This is a genomic window from Nonomuraea sp. NPDC049784 (genome assembly GCF_040659615.1).
Lineage (GTDB): Bacteria > Actinomycetota > Actinomycetes > Streptosporangiales > Streptosporangiaceae > Nonomuraea.
Genome location: NZ_JBFAMX010000338.1, coordinates 1 through 10793 on the forward strand (window position 1 = coordinate 1; position 10793 = coordinate 10793).

Annotated in this window: 12 protein-coding genes; 3 read left to right on the plus strand and 9 right to left on the minus strand. The window is 69.9% G+C overall.

Annotation, left to right across the window (positions count from 1 at the left end; genetic code table 11):
- Both AB0J09_RS41585 and AB0J09_RS41590 read right to left on the minus strand, forming a co-directional pair.
- A partial coding sequence (locus AB0J09_RS41585; protein WP_360703729.1) for an ATP-binding cassette domain-containing protein occupies positions 1 to 203 on the minus strand: 203 nt, incomplete at its 3' end.
- Positions 204 to 426: 223 nt separating this feature from the next.
- Positions 427 to 1287: a DUF4429 domain-containing protein gene (locus AB0J09_RS41590; protein WP_360703732.1), complete on the minus strand. Its 861-nt coding sequence runs from the start codon at positions 1285 to 1287 to the stop codon at positions 427 to 429.
- Between the two features lie 117 nt (positions 1288 to 1404).
- On the opposite strand from AB0J09_RS41590, the gene AB0J09_RS41595 reads away from it, so the two are divergent.
- The gene (locus tag AB0J09_RS41595; protein WP_360703735.1) at positions 1405 to 1662 is read left to right on the plus strand and encodes a DUF1876 domain-containing protein; all 258 of its coding nucleotides are present in this window, start codon (positions 1405 to 1407) and stop codon (positions 1660 to 1662) included.
- A 1-nt stretch (position 1663) separates the two neighbouring features.
- Here AB0J09_RS41595 and AB0J09_RS41600 read toward each other — a convergent pair whose 3' ends face one another.
- Genes AB0J09_RS41600 through AB0J09_RS41620 form a run of 5 tightly spaced genes read right to left on the minus strand, consistent with a single transcriptional unit; the run spans position 1664 to position 8036 of the window.
- Positions 1664 to 2569: a dihydrodipicolinate synthase family protein gene (locus AB0J09_RS41600; RefSeq protein WP_360703738.1), complete on the minus strand. Its 906-nt coding sequence runs from the start codon at positions 2567 to 2569 to the stop codon at positions 1664 to 1666.
- Positions 2566 to 3555: an ABC transporter ATP-binding protein gene (locus tag AB0J09_RS41605; RefSeq protein ID WP_360703740.1), complete on the minus strand. Its 990-nt coding sequence runs from the start codon at positions 3553 to 3555 to the stop codon at positions 2566 to 2568. The genes AB0J09_RS41600 and AB0J09_RS41605 overlap by 4 nt, the downstream gene beginning before the upstream one ends.
- On the minus strand, positions 3548 to 5479 hold the full coding sequence (locus tag AB0J09_RS41610) for a dipeptide/oligopeptide/nickel ABC transporter permease/ATP-binding protein (protein WP_360703743.1): 1932 nt from the start codon (positions 5477 to 5479) through the stop codon (positions 3548 to 3550). Before AB0J09_RS41610 ends, AB0J09_RS41605 begins: the two co-directional genes overlap by 8 nt.
- Entirely contained in the window at positions 5476 to 6435 is a 960-nt protein-coding gene (locus AB0J09_RS41615; protein WP_360703746.1) for an ABC transporter permease, read from the minus strand. Before AB0J09_RS41615 ends, AB0J09_RS41610 begins: the two co-directional genes overlap by 4 nt.
- Positions 6432 to 8036, minus strand: a complete 1605-nt coding sequence (locus AB0J09_RS41620) for an ABC transporter substrate-binding protein (protein ID WP_360703749.1) — start codon at positions 8034 to 8036, stop codon at positions 6432 to 6434. Before AB0J09_RS41620 ends, AB0J09_RS41615 begins: the two co-directional genes overlap by 4 nt.
- A 132-nt stretch (positions 8037 to 8168) precedes the next feature.
- Here AB0J09_RS41620 and AB0J09_RS41625 point away from each other — a divergent pair, with 132 nt between their 5' ends.
- Positions 8169 to 8879 (plus strand): FCD domain-containing protein, encoded by a 711-nt coding sequence (locus AB0J09_RS41625; RefSeq protein WP_360703753.1) that lies wholly within the window; start codon positions 8169 to 8171, stop codon positions 8877 to 8879.
- On the opposite strand, the gene AB0J09_RS41630 is transcribed toward AB0J09_RS41625, so the two are convergent.
- Together AB0J09_RS41630 and AB0J09_RS41635 are read right to left on the minus strand one after the other, a co-directional pair.
- A complete protein-coding gene (locus AB0J09_RS41630) occupies positions 8876 to 9463 on the minus strand; it encodes an HD domain-containing protein (protein WP_360703755.1) in 588 nt (195 codons plus the stop codon). The genes AB0J09_RS41625 and AB0J09_RS41630 overlap by 4 nt on opposite strands.
- A 101-nt stretch (positions 9464 to 9564) precedes the next feature.
- Positions 9565 to 9939 carry a BlaI/MecI/CopY family transcriptional regulator gene (locus AB0J09_RS41635; protein WP_360703757.1) on the minus strand — a complete coding sequence of 125 codons (375 nt, stop codon included), beginning with the start codon at positions 9937 to 9939 and terminating at the stop codon, positions 9565 to 9567.
- 67 nt (positions 9940 to 10006) lie between these two features.
- Here AB0J09_RS41635 and AB0J09_RS41640 point away from each other — a divergent pair, with 67 nt between their 5' ends.
- Positions 10007 to 10654: a hemerythrin domain-containing protein gene (locus AB0J09_RS41640; RefSeq protein WP_360703760.1), complete on the plus strand. Its 648-nt coding sequence runs from the start codon at positions 10007 to 10009 to the stop codon at positions 10652 to 10654.
- Positions 10655 to 10793: the final 139 nt, after the last annotated feature.

Genomic DNA, 10793 nt, shown 5'->3' on the forward strand with positions numbered 1-10793 from the left:
CGCGGGTCCAGGCCCAGCACGCGCAGGACGCCGCCGTCGCGGTCCCGCAGGCCCGACGCGCATTCCACGGTGGTGGTCTTGCCGGCGCCGTTGGGGCCGGCGATGCCGAAGATCTCGCCCCGCTCCACCTTGAGGGATACGCCGTCCAGGACCTTGTCGCCTCGGTAGCTCTTGGTCATGCCGTCGATTTCGATGACTGTCATGTATCGAGAGTCGTCGCCGGCCGAGGCTTTCAACATCCTCCGAACGGTTGATGGGGGATCAACCGTAGTAGCCCTCCACTACATCGTGGTCGTGGCCGCCGCGGACGGGTCGAGCTCGCGGGCGGCCCAGCGGGCCAGCTTCAGCTCCGGATGCGCGGTGATGTCGCGGTCGGTGAGCGAGCTGTTGCCCTCCTCGGCCAGGACGCCCCTGGCCTGCGGGCGGTCACGACTCCTGGAGGCGGCGGATCATGGCCTGCTTGGCCGCCGCGAACTCCTCGTCGGTCAGCACGCCCGACCGGTGCAGCTCCCCGAGCTCCGCCAGGCGGCGCAGCACCGCGTCGTGCACGTCGTCGGAGACGGGCGGCGGCGGGGGCGGCGGCAGCTCGGACGCCCGCGGCAGGCGGGCCACCACCGCGGCGGCGACCAGGGCCGTGGCGCCGCCGTACCGCTGGATGCCCCACGACACGCAGCGGAGGTCCTTCTGCGGCGACAGCGCGGGCCCGTCGGCCTTGAGGCGGAAGCGGAGCGTGCCGTATCCCATGCCCGACTGCGGCTTCCACTCCACCCCGGCCACGTCCGACAGCGGGAACTCCTGCGGCCCCGCCTTCTCCTTCTCCGAGCTCGCGAACCCGGTCCACTCCAGGCGCACCCGCTCCCCGTCGAAGAGCGCCGTGCCGTCTCCCGCCGTGGCCGAGATGGGCACGGAGGGCCCGGGCAGGAGATAGTCCTCACAGGCGGCGGTGGGCGTCTGGTAGACGAGCAGGGTGTCGCGGACCTCGTCGGCGAAGTATTCGGCCGCGCCCGCGCGGCTCTTCGGGACGGCCAGCCGGTACGGGTCGGCAGGCGGCCCGAGCAGCCCCGCCACCGCGTCCGACAGCGGATCGGCCCCCTTGCGCAGCCGCAGCCGCACGTGGCCGCCCTTGCGTGACGGCTCGAACGTCACGCTCGCGACCGCCTCGAGCGGGACTATCAGCTCGCCCAGCGTCCTGCGCAGCTCATGCACGTCCTTGTCACTGCCAGGGACGATGCGCAGGAACTCGCCGTTGAACGTCCACGAGCCGTCGGCGACGGCGATCTCGGCCATATTCTCAGTCTCCCTGATCAGCCACGGGTCCCGTGCCGGAGGAGGGCCGCTCCAGGGGCCTGACCTTTACCTTTGGGCTCGTACGAGAGATCCTCGAAGGTAGGGAGGTGGTCCTCCATGGATTACAAGCAGTGGAATGTACAGATCTGGATCAGTGAAGACGACAACGACGCCGTGACCACGGCCACGGCAGTGTTGTTCACGGCTGACGGCAAGCGGCACGAGAGCGTGGCCCACGCCAGGCGCAATCCCAGCGACCGGCCGGTACCCGGGATCGGGGACGAGCTGGCCGTCGGGCGGGCGCTGTCGGAGCTGGCCTCGAAGTTGATCGAGGACGGTGCCGAGGACGTGGCCCAGCTGGCCGGTACGGCATAGCTCAGAGCAGCCCGGCGGCAGCCAGGAGCTTGCCGATCCGGCCGACCTCGTCGTCGTTCAGTGGAATCTGCGGGAGCGCGGTGATCGGGCAGTCGATGACGCCGCGGAGGTGAAGTGCGGCCTTGAAAGCGCCGAGGCCGGACGAGCTGCCGCCCATGCGCGTGCCACCGACGCGGACTATCTCGAACAGCCTGACCAGGCGCTCCTGCTCCATCCTGGCCGCCTCCCAGTCACCGCGGACGGCGCAGCGGTACAGCTCCACGTACCCCTGCGGGTCCACGTTCCCCAGCCCGGGCACCACGCCGTCGGCGCCCATCCACAAGGCCGAGTCCACGGTCACCTCGGACCCGGTGAGCACGCTGAACGGCGCCTCGCGACCCATGATGACCTGCCGCAACCCGCCGTCGTCGCCGCTGGAATCCTTCACCCCGGCCAGCGCCCCCTCGGCCGCCAGCTCGAGCAGCAGGTCGGCGCTCAGCTTGGTGTGTACGGAAACCGGCAGGTCATAGGCGTAGACCGGCAGCCCGCCGCCGGCGGCGACGGTACGGAAATGGGTGCGGATCTCCTCCGGATGCGTACGCGTGTAGAACGGCGCGGTCGCCACCACCCCCGACGCCCCGGCCTCGACCGCGACCCGCACGTGCTCCATCACGCGCGGCGTCGTCATGTCGATCACCCCGGCCAGCACCGGCACCTGCCCGCCCACGTGGCCGACCACGGTGTCCAGCACCACCCGCCGCTGCGCGTCCGTCAGGTACGCCACCTCCGACGACGAGCCCAGCACGAACAGCGCGTCGACACCGCCGTCCAGCAGGTGGTCGACCAGCCGGGCGAGCGAACCGGCGTCCACCTCGTAGTCGGGGGTCAAAGGGGTGCAAACCGGGGGGATGACGCCCGTCAAACTCATACGCGCTCCTGGATCAGCTCTACATCGGTCGCTCCCGCCGCCACCGGATGGTGGCAGTGGAAGAGGTGGTCGTCTTCGGCCTGCGCCGCGGGCCAATCCGCGGCACACATGTCGTCTGCCCGCCAGCACCGGGTGCGGAACGGGCAACCGCTCGGCGGCTTGGTGGCCGAGGGCACGGCGCCCACGAGCGGGATCGGGTTGATGGGCGAGATCAGTCCCGGGGTCGCGGAGAACAGCGCCCGCGTGTACGGGTGGCGGGCGCCCAGCGGCATGGCCTGCGCGGGCGCCTGCTCGACGATCCTGCCCAGGTACATGGTGACGACGCGGTCGCTCATCCTGCGGACGGTCTGGATGTCGTGCGAGACGAACACCAGCGCGAGCCCGAGCCGTTCCTTGAGGTCGAGCAGCAGGTTGAGTATCTGGGCGCGAACCGACACGTCCAGCGCGCTGGTGGGCTCGTCGGCCACGATCAGCTCGGGCTCGAGCGCGAGCGCCCTGGCCACGGCCACGCGCTGGCGCTGCCCGCCGGAGAGCTGGCTCGGCAGCGCGTCGGCGACGCTCGCGGGCAGGCCCACCAGATCGAGCAGTTCGCGTACGCGGGCGTCGCGCTCGGCCGGGGTGCCGCGGCGGTGCACGTTGAGCGGGTCACGCAGGATCTGCCTGACGGGCAGGCGGCGGTTGAGCGCCGTGGACGGGTCCTGGAAGACCATCCCGATGCTCGACCCGATCAGGCCGCGCCGCTCGGCCTCCTTCAGCGACCACAGGTCCTTGCCGTGGAACGTCACGGTGCCCTGGGTCGGTCGCTGCAGGCCGACCAGCACCTTGGCCAGGGTGGACTTGCCGCACCCCGACTCGCCCACGACCCCGACGGTCTCGCCGGGGCTCACCGTGAGATCCGCCGCGGTCAGCGCATAGACGCGGTCGCGGGAGAGCAGGCCGCCCGAGCGGGCCTTGTGCACGACGTGCACGTCCTTGAGCTCAAGCACTCTGCTCACTCCTCACGAGGGACACCGCGGGATGGTGGCAGGCCGCCGCATGTGTCGCGTCCCCCTCCAGCGCCGGGGTCTCGGTACGGCACACGTCCGTGGCCATCGGGCACCGGTCGGCGAACCGGCAGCCGGGCGGGAAGTCCGCCGGGGCGGGCACCACGCCGCGGATCTGGGTGAGCCGCTCGGCTCCCGACTCCAGCGACAGCACCGAGCCCAGCAGGCCGCGGGCGTAGTGGTGGGCGGGCGCCCCGACGAGGGCCGCGGTGGCGCCGGTCTCGACGATCTGGCCGCCGTACATGACGACCACGCGGTCGGTGACGTCGGCGACCAGCGCGAGGTCGTGCGAGACGAGGATCAGCGCGAACCCCAGCTCCTCGCGCAGCTTCAGCAGCAGCTCGATGACCTGCGCCTGGACGGTCACGTCGAGCGCCGTGGTGGGCTCGTCGGCCACGATCAGCTTCGGCTCGCGCGACAGCGCCATCGCGATCAGCACCCGTTGCCGCTGCCCGCCGGACAGCTCGTGCGGGTAGGAGGACAGCGTGCGGCGGGAGTCGAGGCCGACGAGTTCGAGCAGCTCGGCGGGGGTGCGCCGGCCGCCGCGGCGGGTGAGCTGCTTGAGCTGGGCCTTGATGGTCATGGCCGGGTTCAGCGAGGAGAGGGCGTCCTGGTAGATCATCGCCATCTCGTGGCCGAGCAGGCGGCGGCGGGCGCGGCGCGACTCGGAGAGCAGCTCTCGCTGGTCGAAGCGGACGTGGCCGCTGACGCGGGCGTCGCGGGGCTGCAGGCCCATGATGGTCAGCGCGGTCAGCGACTTGCCGCAGCCGGACTCGCCCACCAGGCCGAGCACCTCACCCGGATGCACCTCGAAGCCGATGCCGTCCACGATGTCGACGCCGTCGGCGAACCCGATCCGCAGCCGCTCCACCGAGAGGACCGGCGGCCCCTGCGGGAGCGGGCGCGCGCGCTCGGCCAGCCTGCGGGCGGCCTCGGCCAGCCCCGGCAGCTCGACCACCTCGCCGGACCCGGGCCTGGCCTGCTCGAACGCGTCGTCCTTCTTGGTGACGGTCTTGCGGGCGGCGGGCGCGGCCCAGGCGTCCGAGATGCCCTCCGAGAGGATGTTGAGCGCGAGCACCGTGAGCAGGATCATCAGGCCGGGGAAGACCGTGGCCCACCAACCGCCGAGCAGCACCATGTTCTTGCCGTCGGCGATGACGCTGCCCCAGGAGGGGTTCGGCGGGCGCACGCCGGCGCCGATGAACGACAGCGACGCCTCGAACACGATCGCGTCGGCCACCATCACCGTGCAGAACACCAGCACCGGCGCCGCACAGTTGATCGCGACGTGCCTGACGACGATGTACGGCGTGCGGGCGCCGATGATCCGCTCGGCCGCCACGTAGTCCTCGCCGTACTGGGCGATCACGTTGGCCCGCACGACTCTGGCCACGGACGGCATGTAGAGGAAGGCCATGGCCATGACCAGCACCGGGATGCTGCCGCCGAACACCGCCACCAGCACGGCCGCCAGCGCGATGCCGGGGAAGGCCATGATGACGTCGAGCAGCCGCATGATGGTCTCGTCCACGGCCCTGCGCGAGGTGGCCGCGACCGCGCCGACGACCGCCCCGGCCACCAGGGCGAGCCCGGTCGCGCCGAGGCCGATGATCAGCGACCAGCGGGACCCGTACAGGAGCCTGGACAGGATGTCGCGGTTGGCGCTGTCGAGTCCCATCCAGTGCGCGGCCGACGGGCCGCCGCCCGCGGCCTCCTGGAAGTACGGCGAGTGCGGCGCGATCCACGGCGCCAGCAGCGCGGCCAGCACGACCACGGCCACGATGCCGACCGCGACCCATGACAGGGGTTTGAGCCTGCGGAGGCCCACTCCGGGGCGGGAAAGCCGTTCCGTCAGTCCACGTCTCATGTGGCGCTCCTGAGGCGGGGGTTGACCAGCAGGTAGAGGATGTCCACGACCAGGTTGACGACCATGAAGCCGACCGCGATGGTCAGCACCACGCCCTGGACGACGGCCGGGTCGCCGTTGAGCACAGCGCTGATCATGAGCTGGCCCATGCCGGGCAGGCCGTAGATGGTCTCGATGACCACGGTGCCGCCGATCAGGTAGCCGACGCGCAGGCCGAGCACGGTGAGCGGGGTGATCAGGGCGTTGCGCAGCACGTTCCTGCCGACCACCACGATCGGTGGCAGGCCGCTGCCGATCGCGGTACGCACGTAGTCGCGGTCCAGCTCCTCCACCATCGACGTGCGGATGATGCGGGTGAGCTGGGCGGCGATCGGCAGCGACAGCGACAGGGCGGGCAGCGTCATCGACTGCAGCCACCCGGCCGTGGAGTCGGCCGGGTTGATGTAGCCGCCGGTCGGGAAGAGGCCCTCGCCGACGGCCAGGTACTGGATCATCAGCAGCGCCAGCCAGAACGACGGCGCCGCCACCCCGATCAGCGAAACCACGCGGATCACCTGGTCCGGCCAGCGGTCGCGGAACAACGCCCCGGTGACGCCGAACACCAGCGACAGCACCACGGCGACGGCCAGGCCCAGGAACGTGAGCTGCAACGTCAGCGGCAGCGCGGTCGTGACTGACTCCAGCACCGGCTTCTTGGTGAGCACGCTGGTGCCCATGTCGCCCTGGGCCAGGTCCCCGACGAACCGGACGTAACGCAGGGGCAGCGGGTCCAGCAGGCCGTTCTCGACCTGGAACTGGTGGATCTGCTCGGGGGTCGGGTTCGCGCCCTGGAAGTACGCGTACTCCGGCTTGCTGTTGGAGAAGCGCATCACGATGAAGACGAACGCGACCACGCCGAGCAGCAGTGGGATCAGCATGAGGAGCCGCCGCAGCAGCATCCTGGCGACGAGCGTCATGTCCTCTTGGCCTGCAGCAGGTTGATGCCCGGGTAGGGCTGGGCGCGGATGCCCGAGAGCTTCTTCGGGTCCCAGGCGGTCATCAGCTCGTTGTGGACGACCGGGTAGAGGATGGCCAGCTCAGCCACGAAGTCCAGATATTTGTGGATAAGTTCGGTCCGTTTGGCCTTGTCGGTTTCCTTGCTGGCCTCGTCCATCATCGCGAACAACTTCTTGGCGTCCGCGCTGCCGTCCCAGTGGCTGTACTTCATCCACAGGCCGCCGGGCACGTAGTTGTAGTGCAGGATGAGGTCGGCGTCCATGCCGAACTGGTTGGGGTTCGAGGCGGCGGCGACCACCTGGTAGTCCTGGAACTGGTCCATCTTGGCGAACAGCGCGGCCGTGTCCTGCGGCTCCAGCGTCGTCTTGATCCCGACGGCCTCCCAGGAGGAGGCGATCGTGGGCAGGCAGTCCGCGATCCAGCTCACGTTCACGGCCATGAGGTTGATCGTGAGGTTCTTCACCCCGGCCTCGGCCAGCAGCGCCTTGGCCTTCTCCGGGTCGTAGTCGTAGACGACCGAGGCCCGCTTGTAGTCGGGGTTGCCCTCGTTGAGGAAGGAGCTGGAGGCCGTGCCGTGGCCCTTGAGCGCCACGTCGATCATCTTCTGCTTGTCGATCGCGTAGTGCAGCGCCTGGCGCACCCGTACGTCGTCGAACGGCTTGGCGCCCGTGTTGAACATCAGGAACATGTGGTTCATGCCCTTGCCGCCCTCGACCGTCAGGCCCTGCTGCTTGAGCTGGTCGACGTTGGCGTACGGGATGTTGTCGGCGATCTGCGCCTCGGCCGAGCCGCCGGAGATCTTGGCCACGCGGGCGGCGGCGTCCACGATCGTCAGCCAGTTCATCTTCTTGGCCGTGGCCGGGCGCGGGCCGTTGTAGCCGTCGAACGCCTCGAAGGTGGTGTTGGACTTGGGGTTGTGGGCGGTCTGCTTGTACGGCCCCGAGCCCATCGTCATGCCGCTCTTGGCCTTGTCCCACGCGCCCGCCTGGCTGAACACGTGCTTGGGCATGATCTTGGCGATGGTCAGCCTGGGCGCGGCGTCGGGGAACGGGAACTTGAAGACCAGCTCGACGTTCTTGTCATCGATCTTCTTCACCTCCTGGAGCCAGGACTTGAAGAAGTTACCGGCCAGGACGTTTTCTGGGCCCAGGATCCGCTCGAAGGTGAAGACCACGTCGTCGGCGGTGACCGGCTGGCCGTCGTGCCACTTGGCGCCGTCCCTGAGCGTGAACTTCCAGGAGGTCGCGTTCAGGTCGGTGGGCAGGGCGGTGGCCAGGGCCGGGTACGGCTCGCGCGTGATTGGGTCGGTGTCGAGCAGCCCCTCGTAGATGTGCTGGATCCCCGCCATCGCGAACGCCGAAGCGGTCTGCGTCGGATCCCAGCTCTGGTCGTTGCCGTACCCGATGACGGCGGTGATCAGGTCCTTGTTGGATCCGGCGCCGACCGAGCCGGTCGAGGCCGGACCGCCGGAACACGCAGCGAGTGTCGCCGCGACGAACGCCGCTGCACCCGTCGCCCCGCTGTAACGCAGGAAGTCACGGCGGCTGAACTCAGAGCTCACGGATGCCTCCTGAAGGGTAGAACGTGGGACATCCCATGTCCTATCTTTACCGTAACGTGGACGCTAGATGCTGCTCCGGCTTGAGGTCAACAGAAGATTTCCGGAATGTTACCTACGACGAAAGGATTTTTCATGACCGCTGTCCCGCGTCCGGTGCGGCAGAGCCGCGCCGTGGAGGCCCAGGAGGGCGTCAAGGACCTGATCGTCCGGCGCGGGCTGGTGGCCGGCGATCCGCTGCCGACAGAGTCGGAGCTCATGGAGGAGCTGCGGGTCAGCCGCAACTCGATCAGGGAGGCGCTCAAGGCCCTGCAGGCGGTCGGCATCGTGGAGATCCGCCACGGGTTCGGCATGTTCGTGGGCCGGATGTCGCTGGCGGGGCTCGTGGACGAGCTCGCCTTCCACAGCCGCATCACTCTGCAGAACGGCAAGAACCACCTGGCGCACCTCGTCGAGATCCGCGAGATCCTGGAGTCCGGCCTCGTGGAGCGGCTCATCGAGCTGGGGCCGGAGGTCGACCTGACGCCGATCGCCGACGTCATCGCCAGGATGGAGTCCGAGGCGCAGGCCGGCCTCGTCTCGCCCGAGACCGACCGCCTCTTCCACGACCTCCTCTACCGGCCGCTCGGCAACCCGCTGGTGAGCCAGCTCCTGGGCGCGTTCTGGGACGTTTACTACCAGCTCCGCGACGAGCTGGGGGCGCCCGACGAACCGCCGGGCGACGTGGTCAGGCGCCATCGCGACATCTACACGGCCGTCCTGCGAGGCGACCGGGCCGCCGCGGTGGCCGCCGTGCACGCCCATTTCGAGGGCGTACGCAACCGCGTCGCCAGGATCGGAGGCTAGTACGCGCTGAGGCGCTCCACGCGGCGATGCCAGCGCCGGCGCCACTCCCCGTACCACGCGGCGAACCAGGGGTGGACCCCGGCCAGCGGCATGATGTACGCCACGGTCTCCAGGTAGTAGCGCCGCTGGAACCGCCACGGCATCCGCTGCAGCTCCTGCACGTTGCTCACCCGGTCGGCCAGCTTCACGAGCACGGCCTGGGGCGGCGCCTTGACGAGGGAGCCCAGGTAGTCGGCCTTCGCGATGCCCCGGGGCCTGGTCACCCACCCCACGAACTCCGCCACACGGGGGCCGAACCGCCGTACGATCTCCGCCTCAGTGCACGGCGTGTCCTCCAGCACGTCGTGCAGCACGATCGCCACGAGCACGTCCCCGTCGGTCACCCCGGCGCCGGCCACGGCCACCTCCAGGGCCTCCAGCAGATGCTCGAGGTACGGGCGCCCGGTGGGCCGCTGCTGCAGCCCGTGCTTCTCGCGAGCGAAGGCGACCGCCGCGCGCAGCGCGTCCACGGTCTCCGGCGGGAGCGCCCTGGCCAGCGGTTCTTCCGCCTTCGGCCAGGAGGGCCAGCTCGTGAAGGTCTCCATCCCGCTCCTCTCGACGCGCCCGCGCCACGCCAGCGATCGTAGTGGCCGGCGGGCCACTCGCCCTCGGAAACCGCCTTCGGCGGGCTCGGGAGCGCGGAAGGTCAGTCGCGGCGGCTCTTCGGTGGGTAGACCTGGAGAGCGGCCTCCAGCGCGGTGGCCTCTTCCGGGGTGAGGCGCTCCAGGAAGTGGACCAGGGTGGCGGCCTGGTTACCGCTGGAGGCGAGCGCGTGGCGCATCAGCTCCGCCGTGTAGGCCTCCTTGGTGGAGACGGGCTCGTAGACGTACGCCCTGCCGACCGGCTCGCGCCTGAGCAGGCCCTTGGTGTGGAGCTTGTCCATCACGGTCATGACCGTGGTGTACGCGATCTCGCGCTCCCTGCGGAGGTCCTCGAGCACGTCACGGACGGAGGCCGGCCTGCGGTAGGACCACATCCTGTCCATGATCGTGGATTCGAGCTCCCCCAGGGCGCGCTTCATGACCTCATGCTAAGGGTCGCATTGGAACGCAACTATTCGGCAATCGACGGGCCACACCCTTGTCCGCGTGAACATCAACGACAAGCCGGCCATCTGGGAGATGGTGGTCGTACACCGCCTGTTTCGCCGCGAACTCAAGCTCGCCCCGGAGCTCATCCGCCGGGCGACCCCTGGCGACACCGACAGGGCCGCCATCCTGGCCTCCTACGTCACCGAGGTCCTCGACGGCCTGCACCACCACCACGAGGGTGAGGACAAGCTGCTCTGGCCGCTGCTGCTGGAGCGGGTCTCGTTCGAGGCCGAGCTGATCGAGACCATGGAGCGCCAGCACGAGAGCGTCGCCGACCACATCGACGTGCTGCGGGAGTTGCTGCCCACCTGGCGGAAGACCGCCCAGGGCGGCATGCGGGTCGCCCACGTACTCGAGCGGCTGCACGCCGACCTCGTGGTCCACCTCGATCAGGAGGAGGAGCGGATCCTGCCGCTGGTCGCCGAGCACATCACCAAGGAGGAGTGGGACCGGCTCGGTGAGTACGGCCGCTCCCACCTGTCCAAGGACCGGCTGCTCATCCAGCTCGGCGCGCTCTTGGAGGACGCCACAAGCTGGGAGCGCCAGGCGTTCCTCGGCCTGCTGCCGCTGCCCGCCCGCGTGCTCTGGACGCTGGTGGGCAAGCGCCAGTACCGCAAGGAGGTCACCAGGATCCGCGCCGCGTGATCACCGGCTCACACCGTCGGCGGGCCGCCGCAACAGGCCCAGATCGGCCCGCCGCGGAAGGCTCTCCCAGTCGCCCTGGGAGGTCACCGCGAACGCCCCCGCCGCGCACGCCGTGCTGAGCCGCTCCCCGGGCTCCGCC